This is a genomic window from Streptomyces malachitofuscus (assembly GCF_055571035.1).
In genome coordinates this window covers 244331-269839 of sequence record NZ_JBVIGA010000008.1, presented here as the reverse complement: position 1 = coordinate 269839, position 25509 = coordinate 244331, and the positions used below count along the sequence as shown (strand labels likewise).

Annotated in this window: 22 protein-coding genes and 2 pseudogenes; 20 read left to right on the top strand and 4 right to left on the bottom strand. The window is 71.9% G+C overall.

The window, feature by feature from the left end; all coding sequences use genetic code 11:
* Positions 1-90: 90 nt before the first annotated feature.
* The 4 genes and pseudogenes from ACZ44S_RS14725 to ACZ44S_RS14710 all read left to right on the top strand — a co-directional run.
* A pseudogene (locus tag ACZ44S_RS14725) lies at positions 91-342 on the top strand (hypothetical protein); the annotation flags it as partial.
* Between the two features lie 43 nt (positions 343-385).
* Positions 386-964, top strand: a complete 579-nt coding sequence (locus tag ACZ44S_RS14720) for a hypothetical protein (protein ID WP_466928527.1) — start codon at positions 386-388, stop codon at positions 962-964.
* A 74-nt stretch (positions 965-1038) separates the two neighbouring features.
* The gene (locus ACZ44S_RS14715; protein ID WP_466928525.1) at positions 1039-1209 is read left to right on the top strand and encodes a hypothetical protein; all 171 of its coding nucleotides are present in this window, start codon (positions 1039-1041) and stop codon (positions 1207-1209) included.
* Positions 1203-1970, top strand: coding sequence for a hypothetical protein (locus ACZ44S_RS14710; protein ID WP_466928523.1), 768 nt, complete (start codon positions 1203-1205; stop codon positions 1968-1970). The genes ACZ44S_RS14715 and ACZ44S_RS14710 overlap by 7 nt, the downstream gene beginning before the upstream one ends.
* Here ACZ44S_RS14710 and ACZ44S_RS14705 read toward each other — a convergent pair.
* Complete coding sequence (locus tag ACZ44S_RS14705) at positions 1928-2593, bottom strand: N-acetylmuramoyl-L-alanine amidase (protein ID WP_466928521.1); 666 nt, start codon at positions 2591-2593, stop codon at positions 1928-1930. The two genes, ACZ44S_RS14710 and ACZ44S_RS14705, sit on opposite strands and share 43 nt — an antisense overlap.
* Positions 2594-2653: 60 nt before the next feature.
* Between ACZ44S_RS14705 and mnmA the strand changes: the two genes are divergently transcribed.
* Positions 2654-3784 carry a tRNA 2-thiouridine(34) synthase MnmA gene (gene mnmA / locus ACZ44S_RS14700; RefSeq protein ID WP_466928520.1) on the top strand — a complete coding sequence of 377 codons (1131 nt, stop codon included), beginning with the start codon at positions 2654-2656 and terminating at the stop codon, positions 3782-3784.
* A gap of 102 nt (positions 3785-3886) precedes the next feature.
* On the opposite strand, the gene ACZ44S_RS14695 is transcribed toward mnmA, so the two are convergent.
* The gene (locus ACZ44S_RS14695; RefSeq protein WP_466928517.1) at positions 3887-4666 is read right to left on the bottom strand and encodes an alpha/beta fold hydrolase; all 780 of its coding nucleotides are present in this window, start codon (positions 4664-4666) and stop codon (positions 3887-3889) included.
* Positions 4667-4746: 80 nt separating this feature from the next.
* Positions 4747-5070: a DUF427 domain-containing protein gene (locus ACZ44S_RS14690; RefSeq protein WP_466928515.1), complete on the bottom strand. Its 324-nt coding sequence runs from the start codon at positions 5068-5070 to the stop codon at positions 4747-4749.
* A gap of 73 nt (positions 5071-5143) precedes the next feature.
* On the opposite strand from ACZ44S_RS14690, the gene ACZ44S_RS14685 reads away from it, so the two are divergent.
* From ACZ44S_RS14685 to gatB, 10 genes and pseudogenes are all read left to right on the top strand, one after another.
* Positions 5144-5947 (top strand): class I SAM-dependent methyltransferase, encoded by an 804-nt coding sequence (locus ACZ44S_RS14685; protein WP_466928512.1) that lies wholly within the window; start codon positions 5144-5146, stop codon positions 5945-5947.
* Positions 5944-6515, top strand: a pseudogene (locus ACZ44S_RS14680) (LOG family protein). The gene ACZ44S_RS14685 and the pseudogene ACZ44S_RS14680 overlap by 4 nt, the downstream one beginning before the upstream one ends.
* Before the next feature lie 18 nt (positions 6516-6533).
* Positions 6534-7232 carry an SDR family oxidoreductase gene (locus ACZ44S_RS14675; protein ID WP_466928510.1) on the top strand — a complete coding sequence of 233 codons (699 nt, stop codon included), beginning with the start codon at positions 6534-6536 and terminating at the stop codon, positions 7230-7232.
* A 142-nt stretch (positions 7233-7374) separates the two neighbouring features.
* Positions 7375-8382 (top strand): methionine synthase, encoded by a 1008-nt coding sequence (locus ACZ44S_RS14670; RefSeq protein WP_466928508.1) that lies wholly within the window; start codon positions 7375-7377, stop codon positions 8380-8382.
* A gap of 14 nt (positions 8383-8396) precedes the next feature.
* Entirely contained in the window at positions 8397-10592 is a 2196-nt protein-coding gene (gene ligA / locus ACZ44S_RS14665) for an NAD-dependent DNA ligase LigA (RefSeq protein WP_466928505.1), read from the top strand.
* Positions 10593-10851: 259 nt separating this feature from the next.
* Positions 10852-13257, top strand: a complete 2406-nt coding sequence (locus ACZ44S_RS14660) for a putative bifunctional diguanylate cyclase/phosphodiesterase (RefSeq protein WP_466928503.1) — start codon at positions 10852-10854, stop codon at positions 13255-13257.
* A gap of 481 nt (positions 13258-13738) precedes the next feature.
* On the top strand, positions 13739-14035 hold the full coding sequence (gene gatC, locus ACZ44S_RS14655) for an Asp-tRNA(Asn)/Glu-tRNA(Gln) amidotransferase subunit GatC (RefSeq protein WP_125504077.1): 297 nt from the start codon (positions 13739-13741) through the stop codon (positions 14033-14035).
* A gap of 6 nt (positions 14036-14041) precedes the next feature.
* Positions 14042-15538, top strand: coding sequence for an Asp-tRNA(Asn)/Glu-tRNA(Gln) amidotransferase subunit GatA (gene gatA / locus ACZ44S_RS14650; protein WP_466928500.1), 1497 nt, complete (start codon positions 14042-14044; stop codon positions 15536-15538).
* Positions 15535-15774 carry a hypothetical protein gene (locus ACZ44S_RS14645; protein WP_004983148.1) on the top strand — a complete coding sequence of 80 codons (240 nt, stop codon included), beginning with the start codon at positions 15535-15537 and terminating at the stop codon, positions 15772-15774. Before gatA ends, ACZ44S_RS14645 begins: the two co-directional genes overlap by 4 nt.
* 14 nt (positions 15775-15788) lie before the next feature.
* Positions 15789-17303: an Asp-tRNA(Asn)/Glu-tRNA(Gln) amidotransferase subunit GatB gene (gene gatB, locus ACZ44S_RS14640; RefSeq protein WP_466928497.1), complete on the top strand. Its 1515-nt coding sequence runs from the start codon at positions 15789-15791 to the stop codon at positions 17301-17303.
* A 73-nt stretch (positions 17304-17376) separates the two neighbouring features.
* Here the strand turns inward: gatB and ACZ44S_RS14635 are convergent, their stop codons facing one another.
* Positions 17377-18180, bottom strand: coding sequence for an SAM-dependent methyltransferase (locus ACZ44S_RS14635; protein WP_466928495.1), 804 nt, complete (start codon positions 18178-18180; stop codon positions 17377-17379).
* Between the two features lie 355 nt (positions 18181-18535).
* Here ACZ44S_RS14635 and ACZ44S_RS14630 point away from each other — a divergent pair, with 355 nt between their 5' ends.
* The 5 genes from ACZ44S_RS14630 to ACZ44S_RS14610 all read left to right on the top strand — a co-directional run bounded on the left by ACZ44S_RS14630 (position 18536) and on the right by ACZ44S_RS14610 (position 25507).
* Positions 18536-20782 (top strand): MMPL family transporter, encoded by a 2247-nt coding sequence (locus ACZ44S_RS14630; RefSeq protein WP_466928492.1) that lies wholly within the window; start codon positions 18536-18538, stop codon positions 20780-20782.
* Positions 20760-21314 (top strand): GNAT family N-acetyltransferase, encoded by a 555-nt coding sequence (locus ACZ44S_RS14625; protein ID WP_466928490.1) that lies wholly within the window; start codon positions 20760-20762, stop codon positions 21312-21314. The genes ACZ44S_RS14630 and ACZ44S_RS14625 overlap by 23 nt, the downstream gene beginning before the upstream one ends.
* A 35-nt stretch (positions 21315-21349) precedes the next feature.
* The gene (locus tag ACZ44S_RS14620; protein WP_466928487.1) at positions 21350-21919 is read left to right on the top strand and encodes a hypothetical protein; all 570 of its coding nucleotides are present in this window, start codon (positions 21350-21352) and stop codon (positions 21917-21919) included.
* A gap of 210 nt (positions 21920-22129) precedes the next feature.
* On the top strand, positions 22130-22315 hold the full coding sequence (locus ACZ44S_RS14615; RefSeq protein ID WP_466928485.1) for a hypothetical protein: 186 nt from the start codon (positions 22130-22132) through the stop codon (positions 22313-22315).
* Positions 22316-22450: 135 nt separating this feature from the next.
* The gene (locus tag ACZ44S_RS14610; protein WP_466928482.1) at positions 22451-25507 is read left to right on the top strand and encodes a helix-turn-helix transcriptional regulator; all 3057 of its coding nucleotides are present in this window, start codon (positions 22451-22453) and stop codon (positions 25505-25507) included.
* Positions 25508-25509 lie beyond the last annotated feature (2 nt).

Genomic DNA, 25509 nt, shown 5'->3' with positions numbered 1-25509 from the left:
TCGAGACAGCCATGCCCAGGACCAGTGCCGCAGCGGCATGACGCCCTCACGGGACGTCACCGCCCCCGCTTGACAATGTCATTGGGATTCTCCCACTGGACCGGTACGGCCTTCAACGCCTCGCTCACCGCCGCCATGATCGCCCCCAATCCGGTCACCGTCGGCCTCGCCGTCGGCACCGGCGTCGTCTATGCGGGCACCCTGATCCGGGACAACGCGGACAAGATCGCGGAGGGCGCGGAGAAGGCCGCGGACTGGGTCGGCGACAGGGCCGAAGAGGCCGGCGAGGCCATCTCCGACGGCGCGAAGAGACTCGGCAGCGCCCTCAACCCGTTCGACTGACGCCGGGTCACATCCGCGCCGGACGGCGCGAGGGGAAGGAACCATGCAGCAGCACACCTACACGCTCGACCGCTGGGAGGACCGCTCCGGGCACCGGACCACCTGGACCTTCGGCTACCGCGGCACGGCGGGGGAGTTCGGACGGATCGAGCTGGTCTACCCGGCGAAGCGGCACGGCGACCGCTACACCACCGAGGTCAGCGGCGACACCGTCCCCGCGACCACCTTCAACGGCTGGGCCCGCGGCCGCAAACCCTCCCTCCACCTGGCGCAGCTCAGCGTCGGCGGAGCCGGGATCCGCCTCAAGCGCAACCGCTGGGCCCAGACCAGATCCGGGCGGGCCCTGCGCATGCAGGTCGCCGGGCGGGAGTACCGCTATCTCGCGACCGGCCGACGGCACCGCGACCGCGCCCTGATCCGCAGCGGCGTCGAGATCCGCACCGGCCGACAGGGCGGCGGCGCGCGGAAGAAGGCCACCCTCACCGTCCTCGGTCCGGCCGACGCCACCGACCTCGCGCTGGCCGTCGTGATGGTCGGGGTCAACACCCGCAACCTCACCCGGGGCGGTGCCGTCCGCGCCTTCTTCCACAGGTCGCTGGACTGGCTGGAGATCTTCCAGTGACCTGGTCCCTCCCGGCCTCGTCCGCCTCCCGCACCCTCGCCCCCGCTCCCTCCCGCTGCCGAAAGCGACACGGAATGCCCTCGTACGACAGCACCCGCGGCCGGTTCCGGCTCGCCGAGAGCCACCTGGCCGTCCTCGGCCACCGCACCGCAGGGGAGGAGGTGCCCCCCGAGCTGGCCGAGGCCGACCGCGCACTGGGCGAGGCCGGCCTCACCGACCGTAGGGAAACCTCGACCTTTTGCTGAGTCCGCTGGTCAGCACCCTGCGCGCGCCCGCCGTCGTCGTCCACGTGGAGGCGCTGGGCGAGCACGGCACCCTCCACCACGGCGTCACCATCGGCGACGGCCACGTCTACTCCCACGAGTCCTGGCCGGGCTCGGAGGAGTCCGAGTACGTCCGCCTCGAGCCGAGCATGCTCGTCTGGGCGCTGGCGCGGATGGTCAACCTCCAGGCGGAGGACACCGAGCACGTGGCCACGCCCGTGGTCGAGACCACCACGGCCGTCCTCGACGCGGGGCTCGGCACCCTGGACGGCCTGCGCGGACTGACCGCGCAGGAGGGCCTCGACCGGATCACCGAGGCGCTGAGGGCGGCCGGGCTCACCAGGAAGTCACAGCTCGGCACCCTCGCCAAGCTGATCGCCGGCCTGCGTTCCGGCTGGCGGATGACTGCCGCGTGGCAGGGCCACGACGAGGGAACCCCGGCCACGCAGGTACGCGGATGCGCCGTGTGGGACTGCGGGCCCCTCGGCTACTGGCACCGTGAGCTGCCCGCCGAACCGATCCTGCCCGGCCAGGCCGACGCCGCCGGTCCGCTCAAGCTGGTCCGCGTCGACGCCAAGGAGGTCTGGCAGATGATCACTGCCCTGCTGCCCTCCCGGGAGGAGTTCGCGAGGACACGCGGCAGCAGTGACGAGCCGGTGAGCGACGGCCCCCCGCCGGTGCCCCCGGCCGGGACGCCCGCTCACGCCCCCGACGTGCCGGCGCGGCGGACCAGCTTCAGATAGCGGTCCCAGTCCCAGTGGGGGCCCGGGTCCGTGTGGTCCGTGCCCGGCACCTCGACATGGCCGATGATGTGCTCCCGGTCGACCGGGACGCCGTAGCGGGCGCATATGCGCGCCGTGAGACGGGCCGAGGCCTCGTACATCTCGTCGGTGAAGTCCTCCGGCCGCTCCACGAACCCCTCGTGCTCGATGCCGACACTGCGCTCGTTGTAGTCGCGGTTCCCCGCGTGGTACGCCACGTCCAGCTCACGGATCATCTGCGTGACCCGGCCGTCCTGGCCCACTATGTAGTGCGTCGACGCCTTGTGCCCCGGGTCCTGGAACGCCTGCACCGCGCTGTCGAAGCTGCCCTGGGTGACATGCACGACCACCATGTCGATGCCGTAGTCGTCCGGCCGGTCCGCACGCCGCCAGTTGGCGTCCGAGGCCGCCACCCAGCGGGCCCCCGCGTAGTCCACCACGCCCTCCTTGCGCGGCTTCTCCACACCGGGCATGCGCCACCACAGGCGCGCCAGCTCGTCCCGCGCCAGCACCGCCGTGCCCGCAGCGGCCGCGGCCCCGCCCACGATCAGGGCCCGCCGCCCGATGCGCCGGTCCCCGTCCTCGGAAGCCCTGTTCTCCCCCATGTGATCGTGAACGGATACTCGGCGGCCGTGGTTCCCGCGCCCCCGTACCCTGGAGGGGTTATGACTGACACCCCGCAGCCCTTCCGCCCCCTCCGCGTCCTGGCCGCCATGTCCGGCGGAGTCGACTCCGCCGTCGCCGCCGCCCGTGCGGCCGAAGCGGGCCACGACGTGACCGGCGTCCACCTCGCCCTGTCCGCGAACCCGCAGTCGTTCCGTACCGGAGCGCGGGGCTGTTGCACCATCGAGGACTCGCGCGACGCCCGCCGCGCCGCCGACGTCATCGGCATCCCCTTCTACGTCTGGGACCTCGCCGACCGCTTCCGCGAGGACGTCGTGGAGGACTTCGTCGCCGAGTACGAGGCCGGCCGCACCCCCAACCCCTGCCTGCGCTGCAACGAGAAGATCAAGTTCGCCGCGCTGCTCGACAAGGCGCTCGCGCTCGGCTTCGACGCGGTCTGCACCGGCCACTACGCCAAGGTGATCCTGCGCGAGGACGGCACCCGCGAACTGCACCGCGCCTCCGACATGGCCAAGGACCAGTCGTACGTGCTCGGCGTGCTCGACGACCGCCAGCTCGCCCACGCCATGTTCCCGCTGGGCGACACGGCCACCACCAAGGAGGAGATCCGCGCGGAGGCCGAGCGGCGCGGACTGGCCGTGGCCAAGAAGCCCGACTCGCACGACATCTGCTTCATCGCCGACGGCGACACCCAGGGCTTCCTCGCGAACCGTCTCGGCAGGGCCGAGGGCGACATCGTCGACGAGTCCGGCACCAAGGTCGGCACCCACGAGGGCGCGTACGGCTTCACCATCGGCCAGCGCAAGGGACTGCGGATCGGCACCCCCGCCCCCGACGGCAAGCCCCGCTACGTACTCGACATCTCCCCGGTGACCAACACCGTCACGGTCGGCCCCGCGGCCGCCCTGGACGTCACGGCCCTGACCGCGATCAAGCCCCGCTGGTGCGGCACCGCCCCGTCCGGCCCCGGCACCTACACCGCCCAGCTGCGCGCCCACGGCGGCGAGACCGAGGTGACGGCGGACCTCGTCGACGGCGAACTGCGGGTCCGTTTCACCGAGCCCGTGCGCGGTGTCGCCCCCGGCCAGGCGATCGTGCTGTACGACGGCACCCGCGTGGTCGGCTCGGCGACGATCGCGTCGACGGTGCGGGCCACGGCGGACGTGGCCTGAGCGTCCCGGCCGCCGGGCCGCACGCGGCAGCCTCGTCGCCACCGTCCCCGGCGACCCACAGACCCGCAACGAGGCGCGGCAGGCCGCGCGGCGGCCGCCCGCTCACCGCGCGAAGAACTCCGCCAGAACCGGCGCCAGGACGTCCGGCTCGACCATGTGGGTCTGACCCTCCAGGGTGCGGTACGTGCCCCGGGGGACCGACTCGGCGATCGCCCGCGCGGCCTCGCGCATCCACGCCGGGCTCGCGTCCCCCGCGATCGACAGCACCGGCACACCGATCGACGCCAGCAGCTCCCGCGGCACGCTCCCGTCGCCCATCACGGCGTCGTCGTGGGCGAGGCTGGGCGCCATCGACTCCATCCCGGCCCACATGGGGGACTGGCGCGCACCCTGGATGACCGCCTCGCCCAGCCCGGTCAGCCGCAGGAACAACTCCACCGCATCCCCGCGCCGCCCCTCCTCGAGCGCCGCCGTCAGCTGCTCGGTGTACCGCGCGCGCTCCGCGAGATCCTCCTCCGACATCGCGTACGGCGTCTCGTACACGGCGACATGGCGCACCGGCAGGCCGCTCGCCGCGGCCCGGAGGGCCAGCGCACCGCCCGAGGAGACGCCGTACAGCGCCGCCTCGCCGCCCACCGCCTCGATCAGCGCCGCCAGGTCCTCGACCTCGCGCTCGACCGTGTACGGCGCCGTGTCGCCGCTCGCGCCCCGGCCCCGGCGGTCGTAGACGACCACCCGGAACCGCTCCGACAGGGGAGCCGCCAGCGGTGCCACCGTGGCGCCCGTCGACATCGCCCCGCTGACGAGGACGATCGCGGAACCCCGCCCGGCGCTCTCGTACGCCAGGGGAGTGCCGTCGCGCGAAGTGATGTTCTTGTCCATGTCACACCAGACTGCCGCACGGCGCGAACTTCGTCGGGGAGGCGGGCGGCGCGTCCGCCGATCGCAACCCTTCTACGCGATCAGCCGGCCTCCACCTCGTAGAAGCAGAGGTGGCCCTTGATCGCGGCCACGTCCGCCTTCGGCTCCGGGTACGCCCAGGCCAGATCCGCGGCGTCCGGCAGTGACCAGTAGGAGGCGTCGCCCTTGAACGGGCAGTGGGTGCGCGTGTCCGACGGCGTCAGCAGGTCGAGCCGCACGTCCTCCGGCGGGATGTAGTACCGCGGGGGACAGCCCGTCTCGTGCAGGACGACCGCCCGGTCGCTCTCCGCCAGGACCTGCCCGCCGTGCACCACGCGCACATGCCGTTCACTCGGTTCGACGGTGATGCGATGACCTCTGGTCACGATCGCTCCCTCCAGGTAGCCGACTCGGCGGTTACAGCGCACGCTGTAGCGGAGTTCTTCCCGAGGAGGCGCCATGGGAGCCAAGGACACCCGCAGGAACCGGGGGACCCTCGCCCACCGCGCCCGTTACGCCCTGGGCCATCCGCGCCGCGTCCCCGCCCACGCGCGGCGCGCCCTGCGCGACGCCTGGCTGCGGCTGCGGCACCGCGACCACATCGCGTACTACCGCGCGGTGATGGCCTCCGACGCGGCCCGCAGCGCCGAGGCGGCGGTGGGCCACAACCCCTCGCGCGAGCAATGGGCGCGCATCGGCCGGATGCAGTTCGACTACCTGCTGCAACACGGCCTCCGGCCGCACCACCGCATGCTGGAGATCGGCTGCGGCAACCTCCGCGCGGGCCGGCTGTTCATCGACCACCTGGAACCGGGCCACTACTACGGCATCGACATCTCACCGCACATCCTGCTCGCCGCCCAGGACACCCTCGTACGGGAGGGGCTCCAGGCCAAACTGCCCCACCTGACCCTCGCGAACGACCTCACCTTCGCCTTCCTGCCCGACGGCCACTTCGACGTCGTCCACGCGCACAGCGTCTTCTCGCACTCGCCCCTGCACGTCATCGAGGAATGCTTCGCGCACGTCGGCAGGGTGCTGGCGCCCGGCGGGTTCTTCGACTTCACCTTCGACCGCACGGAGGGCGAGGAGCACCAGGTGCTGCACGAGGACTTCTACTACCGCACCGAGACGCTGGCGGAACTGGCCGCCCGGTACGGCCTTGCCGCCGAGTTCATGAAGGACTGGGAGGAACTGCCGCACCGGCAGTCGAAGATGCGGCTCACCGCGGTGTCCGACAGGGCCCGTACTGTGGGTCCGTGAACATCTGCGTCTTCCTCTCCGCCGCCGACCTCGACGACCGCTACACCGGCCCCGCGCGGGAGTTCGCGCGGCTGCTCGGCAAGGGCGGGCACACCCTCGTGTGGGGCGGCTCCGACGTCGGTCTGATGAAGGTCGTCGCCGACGGTGTGGAAGAGGCGGGCGGCCGGCTCGTCGGCGTCTCCGTGGAGTTCCTCGCGGCGAAGGCGCGCCCCGGAGTCGACCGGATGGTGATCGCCAAGGACCTCGCCATGGGGGTCCCCCCACGCCTTTGAGGCAGTGGGGGAGCAAGCGCCTGCTGCTGGAGGAGGCGGACGCCGTCGTCGTCATGGTGGGCGGCACCGGCACCCTCGACGAGGCGACCGAGATCCTCGAGTTGAAGAAGCACGGCCGCACCGAGAAGCCCGTGGTGCTGCTCAACACCGCCGGCTTCTACGACGGCCTCAAGGAGCAGTTCCGCCGCATGGAGGACGAGGGCTTCCTGCCCCGCCCGCTCACCGACCTGGTGTTCTTCGCCGAGGAGCCGGTGGGCGCGCTCGCGTACCTGGAGGAGAGCCTGGGCGTGGAATGAACGCCCGGTGATGCGAGCATGGCGGACATGGCTACACATGTGATCACCGGAGCGGGCTCCGGCATCGGCGCGGCGGTCGCCCGCCGTCTGCACGCGCGCGGGGACGAACTCGTGCTGCACGCGCGCGACGCGGGCCGGGCGAAGGAACTCGCGGCCGAGTTCCCCGGTGCCCGCACCCTCGTCGGCGACCTCGCCGACCCCGACCGGCTCAGCTGGGCCTTCTCCCACCAGTCGCTCCCCGAGCACGTGGACTCCCTGCTCCACATCGCCGGTGTCGTCGAGCTCGGACCCGTGGGCGAGCTGACCCCGAAGACCTGGCGGCACCAGCTCAACGTCAACCTCGTCGCGCCCGCCGAGCTCACCCGCCACTTCCTGCCCCAGCTCCGCGCGAGCCGGGGCCACGTGATCTTCGTCAACTCCGGCGCCGGTCTGAACGCCCACGCCGACTGGTCCGCCTACGCGGCCTCCAAGCACGGCCTCAAGGCCCTCGCCGACTCCCTGCGCCACGAGGAGCACGCGGCCGGCGTCAGGGTGACCTCGGTCTACCCCGGCCGCACGGCCAGCCCCATGCAGGCCAAGGTCCACCGGCAGGAGGGCAAGGAGTACGACCCGGGCAAGTGGATCGACCCGGAGTCGGTCGCCACGACGATCCTGACAGCCCTGGACCTCCCGAGGGACGCGGAGATCAACGACCTGACGGTGCGACCGGGTCGGTGACACCGGCCCGTCCGGCACGATCCAGCCCCTCCGGCGTTTGAGGAGCGGAGGTCTGGGGGCAGCGCCCCCGGGGACGGGACGGGACGGGACGGGACGGGACGGGTAGGGGCGGCGGGGCGAAAAACATACGTACGCTCTACGGGTGAGCGAAAACAGCCAGTTCAGCTTCGCCCCCGCGACGGGCATCGGCTCCTTGCCCGGCACGGACGCCCGAGAAGCCGCGAGAACCGTCACCGGCAGCTTCGAGGACTTCCCGCACCTCCCCGAACTCCCCGCCCGCGGCCCCGGCGCGGACATGATCGGCCGAACCGCAGGCATGCTCGTGGAGCTGTACGCCCGCGTCGAGCCCAGCGGCTGGCGCATCGGCGACCGCCCGGGCCGCGACACCAGGCGCGCCCGCTCCTGGCTCGGCGAGGACCTCGACGCCCTGGAGGAGTTCACGCAGGAGTACCAGGGCCCGCTGAAGGTCCAGGCCGTCGGCCCGTGGACGCTCGCCGCGGCCCTGGAGCTGAGGAACGGCGAGGCCGCCCTCTCCGACCCCGGCGCCTGCCGCGACCTCGCCTCCTCACTCGCCGAAGGACTCCGCCTCCACCTCGACGAGGTGCGGCGGCGCGTCCCCGGCGCCCGGCTCGTCCTGCAACTCGACGAACCGTCCCTCACCGCCGTTCTGCGCGGACACGTGCGGACGGCGAGCGGCTACCGCACCCACCGCGCGGTGGACCGGCAGATCGTCGAGGCCGCACTGCGGGACGTCATCGGGGTTCACGGTGACGGGCCCGTCGTGGTCCACTCGTGCGCACCGGACGTCCCGTTCGCCCTGCTGCGCCGGGCGGGCGTGACCGGGGTCTCCTTCGACTTCTCGCTTCTCACCGAGCGTGACGACGAGGCGATCGGGGAAGCGGTGGAGAGCGGAACCCGGTTGCTCGCCGGTGTCGTCCCGGGCACGGACGGCCCGTTGTCGGACCCGGGCGGTAGCGTCATGGGTGTCAGGACGCTCTGGCGCAGGCTGGGGCTGCGGCCGGGACTTCTCCCGGAGGCGGTCACGATCACCCCGGCGTGCGGGCTCGCGGGGGCTTCCCCCGAGTACGCGCGTACGGCCTACGCACACTGCGTCCGGGCGGCGAGATCCCTCGCGGACAACCCAGAGTAACGGGAGGACACACGGTGGCCGGCGACAAGCAAGCGGAGACGACGAGCGTTCCCGCCGAGGCACGGGAGAAGCACGCCAGGCTCGCTGAGCAGATCGAGGAGCACCGCTTCCGGTACTACGTGAACGACGCCCCCGTCGTCAGCGACGCCGACTTCGACCGGCTGCTGCGCGAGCTTCAGGCGCTGGAGGAGGAGTATCCGGAGCTGCGCACCCCGGACTCGCCGACCCAGAAGGTCGCGGGGGCGTACGAGACGGAGTTCACCTCCGTGCAGCACGTCTCGCGCATGCTCTCCCTCGACAACACCTTCAACGACGAGGACCTCGCCGCCTGGGTCGAGCGCATCCACAAGGAGCTGGGGGAGCAGAAGTTCCACTTCCTGTGCGAGCTGAAGGTCGACGGTCTCGCCGTCAACCTCACCTACGAGCGGGGTCGGCTGGTCCGCGCGGCCACCCGCGGCGACGGCCGCACCGGCGAGGACATCACGCCCAACGTCCGGACCATCGCCGAGATCCCGGACCGGCTGAAGGGCGACAAGGTGCCCGACCTCGTGGAGATCCGCGGCGAGGTCTACTTCCCGATGGAGAAGTTCCAGCAGCTCAACGCGCGGCTGAACGCGGCCGGCGACAAGCCGTTCGCCAACCCGCGCAACGCGGCGGCCGGTTCGCTGCGCCAGAAGGACCCGCGGGTCACCGCGACCCGCCCGCTGCACATGGTGGTGCACGGCATCGGCGTCCTGGAGGGCTACCAGGGCATGACCCGCCTGTCCCAGGGCTACGACCTGCTCAAGACCTGGGGCCTGCCCACCTCCGGGCACAACAGGGTGGTCGACGACCTCGCCGGCGTACGGGAGTTCATCGCGCACTACGGCGAGAACCGGCACTCCGTGGCGCACGAGATCGACGGCGTCGTCGTCAAGCTCGACGAGATCCCGCTGCAGGGCCGCCTCGGCAGCACCTCACGCGCTCCGCGCTGGGCCATCGCGTACAAGTACGCGCCGGAGGAGGTCAACACCAAGCTGGTCAACATCCGGGTGGGTGTCGGCCGTACGGGCCGGGTCACGCCGTACGCGCAGGTCGAGCCGGTGACGGTGGCCGGCTCCGAGGTCGAGTTCGCCACCCTGCACAACCAGGACGTGGTCAAGGCCAAGGGCGTGCTCATCGGTGACACCGTGGTGCTGCGCAAGGCCGGTGACGTGATCCCCGAGATCCTCGGGCCGGTCGCCGACCTGCGGGACGGCAGCGAGCGAGAGTTCGTGATGCCCTCCGAGTGTCCCGAGTGCGGTACGCCGCTGAAGGCGATGAAGGAGGGCGACGTCGACCTGCGCTGCCCGAACGCCCGGACCTGTCCCGCCCAGTTGCGGGAACGGCTGTTCTACCTCGCCGGACGCAAGGCGCTGGACATCGAGCACTTCGGCTATGTCGCGGCGGCGGCGCTGACCGGGCCGCTCGAGCCCGAGGAGCCGCCGCTGAAGGACGAGGGCGACCTCTTCGACCTCACCGTCGAGCAGCTGCTGCCCATCAAGGCGTACGTCCTCGACCAGGACAGCGGGCTTCCCAAGCGGGACCCGAAGACCGGCGAGGAGAAGATCGCCACCGTCTTCGCCAACCAGGAGGGCGAGCCGAAGAAGAACGCGGTCGCCATGCTGGCGAACATCGCCGCGGCCAAGGAGCGTCCGCTGGCCCGCGTGTTGACCAGCCTGTCGATCCGTCATGTCGGACCGGTCGCGGCAGAGGCACTGGCCCGTGAGTTCCGCTCCGTCGACCGCATCGAGCAGGCCACCGAGGAGGAGCTCGCGGGGACCGAGGGGGTCGGCCCGACCATCGCCGCCTCGCTCAAGCAGTGGTTCGCCGAGGACTGGCACCGCGAGATCATCCGTAAGTGGAAAGCGGCCGGTGTCCGCATGGAGGACGAGCGGTCGGGGGAGGACGAGGGGCCCCGTCCGCTGGAAGGGCTCACCGTCGTGGTGACCGGAACCCTGGAGAACTTCACCCGCGATGGCGCGAAAGAGGCACTCCAGAACCAGGGGGCCAAGGTGACCGGATCGGTGTCCAAGAAGACGTCGTTCGTCGTGGTGGGTGACAATCCCGGGTCAAAATATGACAAGGCGATGCAGATGAAGGTGCCGGTTCTGAACGAGGACGGTTTCCACGTCCTTCTGGAGCGCGGACCGAAGGCCGCGGCCGACGTCGCTCTTTCGGCCGAGGAGTAGCGGTTGAAGCCCACCCGATCGGCGCATACCAGATGCATACGGGTGGCTGGGGCGCATTCGGGCAACCGTCGGCGACCGGTGCCCGTGGAAGCCTTCTGCGGCCTACTGTTGAGATGTGCGCCTGCCGTGCCCAGTTGCGGTCGGGGCAACCCCGTACCCGTGAAGGGTCCGGGGAGGGGCTTTCCACCGCGGAGCCGCTGAGGGTTGTCGGGCATCGGGCCGCGTGGCGTGGGCACCGCCGGCTGTGAGAGGGACGGGAATGGAACCGACCGAGAGCGCCGCCCCGGGCTCACGGCTGCGCCTGCGCCGCATGGCGGTCGCATGGCGGCGCGGCCGGGGGGACGGGCGGCCCGCGGGGCAGCCGGGCGCGCAGGGGCGCGGGCGCACCGGGGCGGGCACCGCGGACGCGCGCGGCGCGGGGCAGTCGGGCGCAGGGTCGTCGGGCGCAGGGTCGTCGGGTGCGGGGCGGTCGGGCGCAGGGTCGTCGGGTGCGGGGCGGTCGGGTGTCGGGCGGTCGGGTGTCGGGCGGTCGGGTGCCGGGCACGGTAGTGGGCGGTCCGGTTCGGGGGTCGGTGCTGGGGTCGGTTCAAGGGTCGGTTCGCTGACAGAGGCGGATACTGAACGGCACCCGTCCTGGCCCGCGTTGCCCACCGCCGTCGTCGCCGCGGCCGGGTTCGTGCTGGGCGCGGGGTTCCTGCGGGCGTTCACCGGGGGACACGCGCTGTTCCCGTCCGGGACCGTCGGCTGGTCCCTGGCCGTGCTGACCGGAATCATCGTCGGGCATCTGGTGATGCTGGGGCGGTCGCGTTGGTGGGGAGGCACCGGTTCGGGAGCCGCGCTCACGCTGGCCGTGCTGCTGCTGTACGGCTGGGTCCCGGCCGGGATGGTCAGCCTCACCGTCGTCGTGCTGGTCGGCATCGCCCGGCGGGGCCGCTGGCGGCAGGGCGTGCTGCACGGCGCGGTGGATCTGCTCGGCATCGGCGCCGGGGCGCTGGTGCTGGCCGCGTTCGGCTCGGTGCCGTCCGTCGAGTCGCCGTCGACTCCGGACACCTGGACCTTCTACACCGCCCCCGGGGTGGTGCTGGTCGCCGCCGTCCATCTCGCGGTCACCCGCGGTCTGCTGTGGTACCTGCAGACCCCGCGCGAAGGGCTGCCCACCGTGGCCCGTACCGCCCTGGTGCGGCAAGGCCTCGTTGCCGTCGCCCTCCTCGGCATAGCGCCCCTGGTGTGTGTCGTCGCCGACGCCAAACCCGTGCTGCTGCCGCTCTTCGCCATCCCGTTGATCGCTCTCGACTCCACCCTGTGGATAGCCCGCGCGCGGGCCGAGGAGCAGCTGCGCGATCCGCTGACCGGGCTGCCCAACCGGCAGTGGCTGCTGGAACGGATCTGGACCGCGCTGGACGACGCCGAGCGGATCGGGGCGCGCGCCGCCCTGATGCTGATCGACCTGGACCGGTTCCGGTCGGTCAACGACACGCTCGGGCACCGTGCCGGTGACCGGCTGCTGCTGCAGATCGCCGACCGGCTGAGAGCCGCGTTGCCGCGCGGGGCGGAGGCCGCGCGGCTCGGCGGTGACGAGTTCGCCGTCTTACTGCCCGTCGCCGACTCCACGACCTCCGCGACCCGTGTCGCCCGCGGCCTCGTCGCCGCCCTCAGCTCCCCGCTCGACCTCGACGGACTCACCCTCGTCCTGGAGGCGAGCGCGGGAGTCGCCGTGTTCCCGGACCACGCGGTGGACGCCGAAGGGTTGCTGCGGCGGGCGGACGTGGCGATGTACCAGGCCAAGCGGGACCGCACGGGGGTCGAGGCGTACGAGTCCAAGCGCGACTCCAACACCCCCGACCGGCTCGGGCTGCTGGGTGATCTGCGCAGGGCGCTGGACGCGCGTGAGGTGGAGCTGCACTACCAGCCCAAGGTCCGCTTCGACGGGCAGGTCGCGGGGCTGGAGGCGCTGGTGCGGTGGGTGCATCCGGAGCGGGGCAAGGTGCCGCCGGACGAGTTCATAGCGATCGCGGAGTCGTCCGGGCTGATGCCGCATCTCACCGAGTACGTGCTGGAGACCGCGCTCGGGCAGGTCGCCGAGTGGCGGTCGCAGGGGTTGTTCGTGCCGGTCGCCGTCAACGTCTCGCCCCGCGATGTGCACACGCCCGGCTTCGCCGGATCCGTGGCCGCGCGGCTGGCGCGGCACGGGGTGCCCGCGGGAGCGCTCCAACTGGAGATCACCGAGCATGTGCTGCTGGAGGACCCGCAGCGTGCGGCGGACACGCTGAACGCGCTGACGGGGCACGGGGTGAAGATGTCGCTGGACGACTTCGGGACCGGTTACTCGTCGTTGGTGCATCTGCGGCGGCTGCCGGTGAGCGAGCTGAAGATCGACCGGTCGTTCGTGGCGCGGCTGGCGGTCGACACGGAGGATGCCGAGATCGTGCGCTGCACGGTTGATCTGGCGCATTCGCTCGGGCTGCTCGTGGTGGCGGAGGGTGTCGAGGACGACGAGACGTGGGAGCGGTTGCGGGATCTGCGGTGCGACGCGGTGCAGGGGTGGCTGGTCGCCGCGGCGATGCCGCCGGACGAGACGACGGCGTGGCTCCTCGCTCGGGGCTCCCGGGGCTGGCAGCGCCCGGCCGCGGCCCTGCCGGCGGCGACGACCACGGCCGACGACTGACCCACCCCTCCTGCCTGCGGCGCAGCTCTCCCTCTGGTGGGGGCTTGGGTAGCGCCCACGGTGGGTGGGTGGTGCGGGGGCGGGGTGGGGGTGTCCGTCCTCGGACTGGCGCGACTGCGCTTGTTGGCAGGGCTGGGCGGCGCGGACGCGCCAGCCACTGCGGGCGAACACCCCCACCCCGCCCCCTCCCCGCCGCAGGCGGCATACCCCCGCCCACCTCTGCCACTCCCGCGGTCCGCGGGCAGTCGTGCCGCTGGGGCGGCACGGGTGGGCGCGACGGCACCCCGTCTGCGCCGGGCTGCGCGAACACCCCCCCGGTCCGCACCCACGCCGGGCTGCGCGACCCCACCCGTACCGGGCCCTTGTGAACACCGGAGTTGCAGCCCGCCCCCCGGCCCTCGGTCATGGGTTACACCGGCACCGTCCCCCGCCCCATAGGATTGGAGCCAAAACACACACACTCACCCCAGAGGATCGCTGCATGCCTGGCATCACGCGCGAGGAGGTCGCCCACCTCGCCCGGCTGGCGCGTCTGGAGCTGAAGCCCGAAGAGCTCGACCACTTCGCAGGCCAGCTCGACGACATCATCGGCGCGGTCGCCCGCGTCAGCGAGGTCGCCGACCAAGACGTACCGCCGACCTCGCACCCGCTCCCGCTGACGAACGTCATGCGGCCGGACGAGGTCCGTCCCTCGCTCACCCCCGAGCAGGCGCTCTCCAGCGCCCCGGCCCAGGAGCAGCAGCGTTTCAAGGTGCCGCAGATCCTGGGGGAGGAGTAAACCGCCATGAGCGATCACATCATCAGGCTCACCGCGGCCGAGACCGCCGCCAGGATCGCCTCCGGCGAGCTCACGGCCGTCGAGGTCACCGAGGCCCACCTCGCCCGCATCGAGGCCGTCGACGAGAAGGTGCACGCCTTCCTGCATGTCGACCGCGAGGGTGCCCTCGCCCAGGCCCGTGCCGTCGACGAGAAGCGCGCCAAGGGGGAGAAGCTCGGTCCGCTGGCCGGCGTTCCCCTCGCGCTGAAGGACATCTTCACCACCGAGGGCATCCCGACCACCGTCGGCTCCAAGATGCTCGAGGGCTGGATCCCGCCGTACGACGCGACGCTCACCAAGCGGCTCAAGGCCGCCGACGTCGTCATCCTCGGCAAGACCAACATGGACGAGTTCGCCATGGGGTCCTCCACCGAGAACAGTGCCTACGGACCGACCGGCAACCCGTGGGACCTGACCAGGATTCCGGGAGGGTCCGGCGGCGGGTCGTCCGCCGCGCTCGCCTCGTTCCAGGCGCCGCTCGCCATCGGCACCGACACCGGCGGGTCCATCCGCCAGCCGGCCGCCGTCACCGGCACCGTCGGCGTGAAGCCGACGTACGGTGCCGTGTCCCGGTACGGCATGGTCGCCTTCTCCAGCTCCCTGGACCAGGGCGGCCCCTGCGCCCGTACGGTCCTGGACGCGGCCCTGCTGCACGAGGTGATCGCCGGGCACGACCCGATGGACTCCACTTCCATCGACGAGCCGGTGCCCGCGGTCGTCGAGGCCGCCCGCAACGGGTCCGTGGCCGGTATGCGCGTCGGCGTCGTCAAGCAGTTCCGCGGCGAGGGCTACCAGGCCGGTGTCGTGCAGCGGTTCGACGAGTCGGTGGAGCTGCTCAAGGAGCTCGGCGCCGAGGTCGTGGAGCTGGACTGTCCGTCGTTCGACCTGGCGCTGTCGGCCTATTATCTGATCGCGCCCTCCGAGTGCTCGTCCAACCTCGCCCGCTTCGACGGCCTGCGCTACGGCCTGCGGACCGGCGACGACGGTTCGCACTCCGCCGAGGAGGTCACCTCGCTGACCCGCGAGGCCGGCTTCGGTGACGAGGTCAAGCGCCGGATCATGCTGGGGACGTACGCGCTCAGCTCCGGCTACTACGACGCGTACTACGGCAGCGCCCAGAAGGTCCGTACGCTGATCAAGCAGGACTTCGACAAGGCGTTCGAGCAGGTCGACGTGATCGTCTCCCCGACGACGCCCACGACCGCCTTCCCGATCGGCGAGCGCGCCGACGACCCGATGGCGATGTACCTCGCCGACCTGTGCACCATCCCGACCAACCTGGCCGGCAACGCGGCCATGTCGCTGCCCTGCGGCCTCGCGCCCGAGGACAACCTGCCGGTCGGACTGCAGATCATCGCCCCGGTCATGAAGGACGACCGCCTCTACAAGGTGGGTGCCGCCGTCGAGGCCGCCTTCGTGGAAAAGTGGGGCCACCCGCTGCTCGAGGAGGCTCCGTCGCTGTGAGTGCACTGACCAAGGCCAAGGGCTTCAAGAAGTCCAAGTCCGGTACGTACCTGTCCATGGCCGCCACCGCCTTCGGCGCGATCGGTGTCGCCAAGCGTGTCAAGAAGGCGCGGTTGGAGAAGGACACCCTGGTCCTCATCGACGCCACCGTGTCCGCCGCCGCCATCGTCACCGGCCTCGCCATCCTCTACCGCGAGCTGAAGCGGCTGGGCGACGACGACGTCCTGCTGGGCTGAGAGGGAAGTTCACCGTGACCACCACGACCGACCTGGTGTCGTACGAGGACGCTCTCGCGTCGTACGACCCCGTCATGGGCCTCGAGGTCCATGTCGAACTCGGCACCAAGACCAAGATGTTCTGCGGGTGCTCGACCGAGCTGGGCGCCGACGCCAACTCGCAGACCTGTCCCGTCTGCCTCGGCCTGCCCGGCGCTCTCCCGGTCGTCAACGCGACCGGCGTCGAGTCCGCCGTCAAGATCGGTCTCGCGCTGAACTGCGAGATCGCCGAATGGTGCCGCTTCGCCCGGAAGAACTACTTCTATCCGGACATGCCGAAGAACTTCCAGACCTCCCAGTACGACGAGCCGATCGCCTTCAACGGCTACCTCGACGTGCAGCTGGAGGACGGTGAGGTCTTCCGCGTGGAGATCGAGCGCGCCCACATGGAGGAGGACACCGGCAAGTCGACGCACGTCGGCGGCGCGACGGGCCGTATCCACGGCGCCTCCCACTCGCTGCTCGACTACAACCGTGCGGGCATCCCGCTCATCGAGATCGTCACCAAGCCGATCGTCGGTGCCGGGGAGCGTGCTCCGGAGGTCGCGCGGGCGTACGTCCGTGAGCTGCGCGAGCTCATCCGGGCGCTCGGCGTGTCCGAGGCCCGGATGGAAATGGGCCAGATGCGGTGCGACGTCAACCTGTCGCTCATGCCGAAGGGGGCCGACAAGTTCGGCACCCGCAGCGAGACGAAGAACGTCAACTCGCTGCGGTCCGTCGAGCGTGCCGCCCGGTTCGAGATTCAGCGGCATGCGGCCGTACTGGGCGCCGGCGGCACGATCGTCCAGGAGACCCGTCACTTCCACGAGGACACGGGGTCCACGACCTCGGGACGCGTGAAGGAGGAGGCCGAGGACTACCGGTACTTCCCGGAGCCCGACCTGGTACCCGTGGCGCCCTCGCGCGCGTGGGTCGAGGAGCTGCGCGCGGGACTGCCCGAGCTGCCGCTGGTGCGCCGCAACCGGCTTCGCGAGGAGTGGGGGATCTCCGGCACCGACATGCAGGCGATCCTCAATGCCGGTGCGCTGGACCCGATCGTCGCCACCATCGACGCCGGTGCCGACGCGGCCTCCGCCCGCAAGTGGTGGATGGGTGAGCTGGCCCGCAGCGCCAACGAGTCCGGCAAGGCGCTGGACGAGCTGGCGATCACCCCGGCGCAGGTCGCCCGGGTCACCGAGCTGGTGGCCAAGGGTGACCTGAACGACAAGCTGGCCCGCCAGGTCATCGAGGGCGTGCTCGCCGGTGAGGGCACTCCGGACGAGGTGGTCGACAAGCGCGGTCTGAAGGTCGTCTCCGACGAGGGCGCGCTCACCGCGGCCGTGGACGAGGCCATCGCCGGCAACCCGGCCATCGCGGACAAGATCCGCGGCGGCAAGGTCGCCGCGGCCGGTGCGCTGGTCGGTGCCGTCATGAAGGCCACGCGCGGCCAGGCGGACGCGGCCCGCGTGAAGGAGCTGATCCTGGAGAAGCTCGGCGCGGCCGAGGGCTGAGTTCTCCGCGGAGAGTCCGAGGGGACGCATCGGTTCGATGCGTCCCCTCAGTCATGGGATCAGATGACCACCGTCAGAGCCTGCGGCCCACCACGCGGGCGAAGCCCAGCGTGCGGCCCCGGTCCGCGTGCAGCAGGTCGGCGTTCTCCCGGCTCATCCGCACATGAAATTCCTCCGCGCTCTCCTCGGCGACGACGTCGCACCAGAGCAGCCACTCCTTCCAGCCGTCCTGCAGCCAGTCGGCCGTCTCGACCTCCACGGCGGCGCTGCGGGTCCAGTGGCGGCGCCACCAGGCCGGGCTGTGGAAGGACCAGAACGCGGGGTCCCAGAAGGGCTTGAGGTGCTCCGGCGGTTCGTCGCCCTGAAGCTCCTCGGGGACCGCCGGGACGACGACACCGATCCGTCCGCCCGGCTTCAGCAGCCGCGTGAGCGTCGGGAGGTAGAGGTCGTCCGTGCCGAAGTAGTGGTAGGCGTCGATGGAGACGATCGCGTCGAAGGTCTCCTCCCCGAAGGGCAGGTCGTGCGCCTCGGCGAGCACCGGCTGCACCCGGTCGGCGACGCCCGCCTCGGCGATGCGGCGCGCGTTGTCGTCCGGCTTGATCCACAGGTCGGCGGCGGTGACCTGGACGTCGTACTCCCTGGCCAGGAAGATCGACGTCATGGCGCGTCCGCAGCCCAGGTCGAGCACGCGCGCGCCGGGGCGCAGGGTGTCGAGGCCGAGGGCGGGGGCGAGCCACTCCAGCAGCCACAGCGCGTGCGGGCCCATCGCGTTCTCGACGGTCCAGCGGGCGTCGTAGGCGCTGCTGCGGGGGTACCGGGGGAGGGTGAGGCGGCTAGCGAGGTCGTCGTGCGGGGTGTTCGTTGTGATGTCCGACATCGGTGAACGGGCTCCTTGGGGCCGTGAAGAGGAAAAGGGTCGGCTCGGAGATCGGACGGACAAGCATCAAAGCACCTGCTTCGGCCGGCGGCGGTCCGCCGCGGGATGTCGGACCGATGGACGGTAGCAGGCGGGTGGCGGGACCCGCGTGTGGTTTTCGCGCTCGTCCCGGCGCTGGGGGACCGGTTCGACTCAGTGGTTCCGAAAATGTGAGTTAGTCCACGAAAGCGACAAACGATCATTTTCGCCTGCAACAGTGTCAGTGCATTGCTCATGCGTTCTTTGCGGGTTGTTCGTTCTTTGCGCGACTGTTCCCGGTCAAAGATCCACACCGAGTCACCCTGGGAGCACGTTCGTGGCAACCCTTGCACGCTGGTGTGTCCAACGCCGTCTCGTCGTCGTTCTGCTCTGGCTCCTCGCCCTCGGCGGGGTCGCGGCGGGCGCCTTCGCCGCCGGTTCCACCTACTCGAACGACTACAAGGTGCCCGGCACCGAGTCCGGACGGGCCACCGAGCTGCTCAAGGACGGCTTCCCGGATCTCGGGGGCGACAGCGACAACGTGGTCTGGCACACCTCGTCCGGCAGCGTCCGGGACAGCGGCGTCGAACAGACTATGACCCGCACCCTGGACCGGATCGAGGACCTCCCCGGTGTGACCGCCGTGAGCGGCCCGTACGACGACGGGGGCGCCGGACGCATCAGCCAGGACGGCCGCACCGCCTACGCCACGGTCACCTTCGACGACCAGGCCAAGGACATCGACGCCGGTGAGGCCGCGTCCGTGGTCAAGACGGCCAAGGACGCCGAGACCGACGGGCTGAGCGTCGAGCTGAGCGGCAGCGCCGTCGAGCTCAGCGAGTCCTCCGGCGGGCACACCGCCGAGATCGTCGGTGTGCTGGTCGCCGCGGTCGTCCTCCTCCTCGCCTTCGGCTCGCCCGCGGCCGCGCTGCTGCCCATCGCCACCGCCCTGGTCGGCGTGGGCACCGCGTACGCGGGGATCGTGCTGCTCGGGCACCTCATGACCGTCGCCGACTTCGCGCCCATGCTCGGCATGCTGATCGGGCTCGGCGTGGGCATCGACTACGCCCTGTTCATCGTCACCCGGCACCGACGCGGACTGAAGCGCGGCCTCACCGTCACCGAGGCCGCCACCAACGCCGTCGCCACCACCGGGCGCGCCGTCGTCTTTGCGGGTGCCACCGTCTGCATAGCCCTGCTGGGCATGCTGATCCTGCGGCTGAACTTCCTCAACGGCGTCGCCATAGCCGCCTCGCTCACCGTGGTGCTGACCGTCGCCGCCTCCGTCACCCTGCTGCCCGCCCTCCTGTCGTTCATCGGCATGCGCGCGCTCAGCCGTCGCGAGCGGCGCCGGCTGGCGGAGCACGGGCCCGAGCCGGAGGTGCCGACCGGGTTCGCCGCCCGCTGGTCGGCGTTCGTGGAACGCCACCCGAAGCTGCTCGGCGCCGTCGCGGTCGTCGTCATGGCCGTCCTCGCACTGCCCACCCTCTCGCTGCACCTGGGCACCTCCGACCAGGGCAACGACCCCAAGGCCTCCACCACCCGCCAGGCGTACGACCTCCTCGCCGACGGTTTCGGCCCCGGCGTGAACGGCCCCCTCACCCTCGTCACCGAGGTCGACGGAGCCCAGGACCGGCTCGCCCTCGACAACCTCGGCAGCACCCTGAGCACCACCGACGGCGTCGCGTCGGTGTCACCGGTGACCTACGGCCAGGGCGGCGACACCGCGTACCTCACCGTCGTACCGGAGTCGTCGCCGCAGTCGAAGGCCACCAGTGACCTGGTCGACCGGCTGCGCGACGACGTGCTGCCCCGGGCCGAGTCGGGCACCTCGCTCGACGTGCACGTGGGAGGCGTGACGGCCGGCTACGACGACTTCGCCGACGTCATCGTCGACAAGCTGCCCCTCTTCGTCGGCGTCGTGATCGGCCTGGGCTGTCTGCTGCTCCTGCTGGCCTTCCGCTCGATCGGCATACCGCTCAAGGCCGCCGCGATGAACGTGGCCGCGGTCGCCGCCGCCTTCGGCGTCGTCGTGGCGATATTCCAGTGGGGCTGGGGCAGCGAACTGCTCGACCTGGGCAGCGCCGGCCCCATCGAACCCTTCCTCCCCGTGATCATGGTGTCCGTCCTCTTCGGGCTCTCCATGGACTACCAGGTCTTCCTGGTGAGCCGGATGTACGAGGAGTGGCTGGAGACCGGTGACAACCGGCGTTCCGTCCGCGTCGGCCTCGCGGAGACCAGCCGGGTGATCAACTCCGCAGCCGTGATCATGATCTCGGTCTTCCTCGCCTTCGTCCTCAGCGGCGACCGCGTGATCGCCATGTTCGGCATCGCGCTCGCCGCGGCCGTCGCCCTCGACGCCTTCGTGCTGCGCACCCTGCTCGTCCCCGCCCTCATGCACCTCCTCGGCGGCGCCAACTGGTGGCTGCCGCGCTCGCTGGACCGGATCCTGCCCCGGATCAGCATCGAGCCGCCCGAGTGCCGCGTCGCCCATGAGAGGCTGGCCGCCGCCACGGACGCCGAGGTGGCGGACGTGCTGGCGGAGGAGGAGCGGCAGCGGGATGTACGCGATACGACTGGGTGACGACGGAGCCGAACTGCGTCCCCTGGAGCCCTGGCATGCCGAGGAGTTCCTCGCCCACCTGGACCGGGGCCGGGAGTTCATCAACCAGTACGTGCCCTTCGGCTCCAGGGCCACCGACGTGGCCGGCGCGCGGGAGGTGCTCCAGCGGTACGCCGACTGGCGCGCCGCCGACACCGCCTCCCTGCACGGGCTGTGGCTGGACGGCAGGCTCGTGGGCGGAGTGCTCACCCTGAACTTCGACGCCGAAGGCGGCACCTGCGAGGTCGGCTGCTGGCTGGAGCCCGCCGCCACCGGACGCGGGCTCGTCACCCGCGCGATGCGGGTGCTCATCGACTGGGCGGTCGAGCAGCGCGGCATCCACCGCGTCGAGTGGGTCGCCGCGGCCGGCAATGCGCCGAGCATCGAGGTCGCCCGCCGGCTCGGCATGACCCGCGACGGCGTGCGCCGCGAGGCCCATCTCCACCACGGCGTGCGTCACGACCTGGAGGTGTGGTCCGTCCTCGCCCCCGAGTGGCGCACTCGCGATCATTAACCGGACTCTCAGAGAACGTCCGTACGGTGCCGGGCATGGGAACCAGGACAGTGGACGAAACCGGAGCCGACACCGAGCGCGACGAGACGGCGGTGGAGGCCACAGGGCCCGACGACATCACCGCCACGGAAGCAGAAACGGAAGCGGAGGAAGCCGCAGCCGGGGAGGACGCCTCCGAGGCCGGCGAGAACTCCGACGAGGGCGGTCCGTCCGGTGTCGGACAGGGCGCCGCCGCGGTCGTCTCGGCGGCACTGGGCCTCGTCTCGCTCACCGGCGGCTGGCTCGGCACCGTCGCCGCCGCGCGCGAGACCCTCGTGGGCCAGCTGGAGACGGCCGCGGACGCGGGCGTCGCCACCCAGGTCAAGGAGGTGTACGGCGACGCCTGGAACACCACCGCGCTGTGGGCCGGCCTCTTCGCCCTGACCGCGCTGATCATAGGAGTCGTGGTGCTCGCGCGGCCCGCCTTCGGCACGCCCGGCCGGACCGTCCAGGCGCCCTGGATCAAGTCGGTCGCCTGGGCGGGTGTCTCGCTCGGTGCCATCGGCCTGCTGCTGGCCGTCCTCAAGTACACCGACGTACTCCTCGGTCTGCCCGCGACCGGTTGAGCCGACGCAGGTCAGCAGGGGGTCCTCGGGCACCCGGCCGACGGTCTGAGGAGGGCCCGCCCTACGCGGCGGCCCTCCTAAGCGCCTTCTAAGGCCCCACGTTCTCCGAAGATACGGAACTCTCCCGATGCGGCCGGACCGCCTTGGAGACGAAGGTGGAGACATCGCAGAAAGCGACGTCGACACCGACTCCGCCAGGGGGACCACACCATGTTCGAGTACGCACTCCACCAGCTCCGCCACGACGAGCTCGTCCGCCTCGCCGAGCACGAGCGCCAGGTCCGTGAGGCCCTCCGCCTCCGCCGTGCCGCCCGCCGCGACGCCGCCGTACGCGGCGCCGAGGCCGAGAGCCATACCCGCCTTCACCGCCGCTCGCGGTTCGCCCGGGCCGCTTGAGCCCGCCCCGGGGACGGCGGCCGTACGGGGGTCGGCCGCCGTCCCCTTCCCACACCGGCCCGCACCCGCCGCCGACGCCCGGCGCGGATGCGGGCCGCAACGAAAACCGGTGCCCTGACGTCGGAGGTGCGTGCGATGCTCGGGGGCGTGGAGACCAAGTCCGTCAGTCCCGTGTTCGTCGGCCGCACCGCCGAGTTCGGCACCCTGAACAACGCGCTCGACCGAGCCGGGGCCGGTGAGCCGCAGGCCCTGCTGGTCGCCGGTGAGGCCGGGGTCGGGAAGACCCGCCTCGTCGAGGAGTTCGCCGCGGCGGCCCGCCGCAAGGGCGCGGTCATCGCGCTCGGCGGCTGCGTCGAGATCGGCGCCGACGGACTGCCCTTCGCCCCCTTCTCCACCGCCCTGCGCCAACTCCGCCGGGAGCTTCCGGAACAGCTCGCCGCCGCGGCATCCGGGCAGGAGGAGGAGCTGGCCCGTCTGCTGCCCGAACTCGGCACCGCCGCGGCCCGCGAGGCCCGCCGCGACGAGCAGGGCATGGCGCGCCTCTTCGAACTCACCGCCCGCCTGCTGGAACGCGTCGCCGCCGAGCACACCGTCGTCCTCGCCCTGGAGGACCTGCACTGGGCCGACGCCTCCACCCGCCACCTGCTGGCCTATCTGTTCCGCACTCTGCGCACCGGCCGCCTCGTCGTCCTCGCCACCTACCGCTCCGACGACATCCACCGCCGCCACCCGCTGCGCCCCCTCCTCGCCGAACTCGACCGGCTCCGCACGGTCCAGCGCGTCGAACTCGGCCGCTTCAACCGCGAGGAGGTCCACCGGCAGATCGCCGGCATCCTCGCCCGCGAACCCGACGCGGACCGGGTCGACGACATCTTCGAACGCTCCGACGGCAACGCCTTCTTCGTCGAGGAACTCGCCGTCGCCGCCGACGAGGGCTGCCGCACCGGCCTCACCGACTCCCTGCGCGACCTGCTGTTGGTCCGTGTCGAGGGCCTGCCGGAGAGCGCCCAACGGGTCGCGCGGATCGTCGCCGAGGGCGGTTCCACCGTCGAGGACCGGCTGCTGGGCGCCGTCGCCGGACTCGCCGAGGACGACCTCATCGAGGCCCTGCGTGCCGCCGTCAACGCCAGCATCCTCGCGCCCGCGTCCGACCGCGACGGCTACCGCTTCCGCCACTCCCTGGTCCGCGAGGCCGTCAGCGACGACCTGCTGCCCGGCGAGCGCTCCCGCCTCAACCGCCGCTACGCCGAGGCCCTGGAGGCCGACCCCACCCTCGTCCCCGCCGACGAGCGGGTGACCCGCCTGGCCAGCTACTGGTACCACGCCCACGACGCCGCCAAGGCGCTGCCCGCCGTCCTGGACGCCTCCGTCGCGGCGCGCCGGCGGCACGCCTACTCCGAGCAGCTGCGTCTGCTGGAGCGGGCCATGGAGCTGTGGGACGCCGTCCCCGATGCCGTACGGGACACCCTGCGCCCGCTCGACTACGCCGAGGCCTACCCTCCGTGCGGCTGCGACCCCGAGACGACCCCGCTGCGCTACCTCGACCTGATGGCCGAAGCCGCCGTCGCCGGCCGTCTCTGCGGGGAACGCGAACGCTCGATGAAGATCACCAAGCGGGCCCTGCGCCTGCTCGACGAGGATCCCGACCCGTTGCGCGCCGCCTGGTTCTGGGTGCAGCGCTCCCGGCTCACCCAGGCCCTCGCCCGCGGTGACGGCTGGGCCGAACTCGGCACCGCCCAGGACCTGGTGCGCGGACTGCCACCCTCCGAGGTGCACGCCGAGGTCCTCGCCTCCGCCGCCAGCTGGTCGATGCTGCACGAACCCGGCCCGGACACCATGACGGCCGCCGAGAGCGCCGTCGAGTACGCGCGGATGGTCGGCGCCCACGACATCGAGCTCAACGCCCGCCTCACGCTGGGCGGCCTCATGGCCGAAGCCGGGGACATCGAGACCGGGCTCGCCGAGATGTACGAGGTCAAGGACCGGGCGACCGAACTGGGGGTCGACATGGTGGTGGCCCGCGCCCATGTGAATCTGCCGTCCGTGCTCGAAGGCGTCGGCCGCTCCGAAGAGGCCGCACGGCTCCTCCAGGAGGGCGTCCACGTCACCCGCAGACTCGGCCTGCCGGACTCCGAGGGCTGGGTGTGGGGCAACCTCGCCGAGTCCCTCCACTCCCTCGGCCGCTGGGACGAGGCGGCGCAGGCCGCGGGCAACGCACAGCATCTCGAACAGAGCGCCAAGCCGCGCGCCGGGGGATCGATACGCCTGGCACACCTCGCCCACGACCGGGGAGACCTGGCCGAGGCGGCCCGCCGTCTCGCCGACGCCCACACCTACTTCGGCACCCACGACCCGATGCCTCAGTACGCCCTCCCCATGAAGTGGGTCGCCGTCGGCATCGCCGCCGCCGAGGGCCGCCTTTCCGACGCGCGCGCCCAACTGCTCGCCGCCCTCGACACCGGGTTCCCGCCCGGCACCCAGCGCTACGGCTGGCCCCTGCTGCTCGCCGCCACGACCGCCGAGGCGGACGCCCACGGCGACCCGGCGACCGAGCCCGGCCGCCCGGAGATCCTGGAGCGGATCCGCAAGGCGGCGAAGACCCTGACGACCGGCGTGCCCGTGTGGCAGGCCTACGACCTCTGGCTGCGCGCCGAGCTGCTGCGCGCCGAGGGACGGCTCGAACCGGACGCGTGGTCCGCGACCATCGAGGCCGTGGAGCCCCTGGGGCGCCCCTACGACCTCGCACGCGTCCGGTACCGGCTCGCCGGGGCGCTGCTCGCCTCCGGCGCGGGCGACGACGAGCGGGCCCGCGCCACGGAACTGCTGCGGCTGGTCGACGCCGTCGCCGGCCACCTGGGCGCCGAACCGCTGGCCCGCTCCGCCGCCCTGCTCGCCCAGCGTGCACGCCTGGTGCTGGCGCCCACAGCCCGGGAGGCGGCCGCGGGGCCCGCCGATCCGGCCGAGGCGCTCGGGCTCACCAGCCGGGAGCGCGATGTGCTGCGCCTGGTGGCGGCCGGCCACACCAATCGCCGGATCGCCGAGGAACTGTTCATCTCCCCGAAGACGGCCAGCGTCCACGTCTCCAACATCCTCGCCAAGCTGGGAGTCGCCGGCCGCGGCGAGGCGGCGGCGGTGGCCCATCGGCTCGGCCTGTTCCCGGCGGCGGCCGGAGAACCGCTGGCGGCGGGATAATG

Coding starts and splice junctions, on each gene's coding strand:
- ACZ44S_RS14720 (WP_466928527.1), top strand. CDS start 386: ATGCAGCAGCACACCTACACGCTCGACCGCTGGGAGGACCGCTCCGGG.
- ACZ44S_RS14715 (WP_466928525.1), top strand. CDS start 1,039: ATGCCCTCGTACGACAGCACCCGCGGCCGGTTCCGGCTCGCCGAGAGC.
- ACZ44S_RS14705 (WP_466928521.1), bottom strand. CDS start 2,593: ATGGGGGAGAACAGGGCTTCCGAGGACGGGGACCGGCGCATCGGGCGG.
- mnmA (WP_466928520.1), top strand. CDS start 2,654: ATGACTGACACCCCGCAGCCCTTCCGCCCCCTCCGCGTCCTGGCCGCC.
- ACZ44S_RS14695 (WP_466928517.1), bottom strand. CDS start 4,666: ATGGACAAGAACATCACTTCGCGCGACGGCACTCCCCTGGCGTACGAG.
- ACZ44S_RS14685 (WP_466928512.1), top strand. CDS start 5,144: ATGGGAGCCAAGGACACCCGCAGGAACCGGGGGACCCTCGCCCACCGC.
- ACZ44S_RS14675 (WP_466928510.1), top strand. CDS start 6,534: ATGGCGGACATGGCTACACATGTGATCACCGGAGCGGGCTCCGGCATC.
- ACZ44S_RS14660 (WP_466928503.1), top strand. CDS start 10,852: ATGGAACCGACCGAGAGCGCCGCCCCGGGCTCACGGCTGCGCCTGCGC.
- gatC (WP_125504077.1), top strand. CDS start 13,739: ATGCCTGGCATCACGCGCGAGGAGGTCGCCCACCTCGCCCGGCTGGCG.
- gatA (WP_466928500.1), top strand. CDS start 14,042: ATGAGCGATCACATCATCAGGCTCACCGCGGCCGAGACCGCCGCCAGG.
- ACZ44S_RS14635 (WP_466928495.1), bottom strand. CDS start 18,180: ATGTCGGACATCACAACGAACACCCCGCACGACGACCTCGCTAGCCGC.
- ACZ44S_RS14625 (WP_466928490.1), top strand. CDS start 20,760: ATGTACGCGATACGACTGGGTGACGACGGAGCCGAACTGCGTCCCCTG.
- ACZ44S_RS14620 (WP_466928487.1), top strand. CDS start 21,350: ATGGGAACCAGGACAGTGGACGAAACCGGAGCCGACACCGAGCGCGAC.
- ACZ44S_RS14615 (WP_466928485.1), top strand. CDS start 22,130: ATGTTCGAGTACGCACTCCACCAGCTCCGCCACGACGAGCTCGTCCGC.
- ACZ44S_RS14610 (WP_466928482.1), top strand. CDS start 22,451: ATGCTCGGGGGCGTGGAGACCAAGTCCGTCAGTCCCGTGTTCGTCGGC.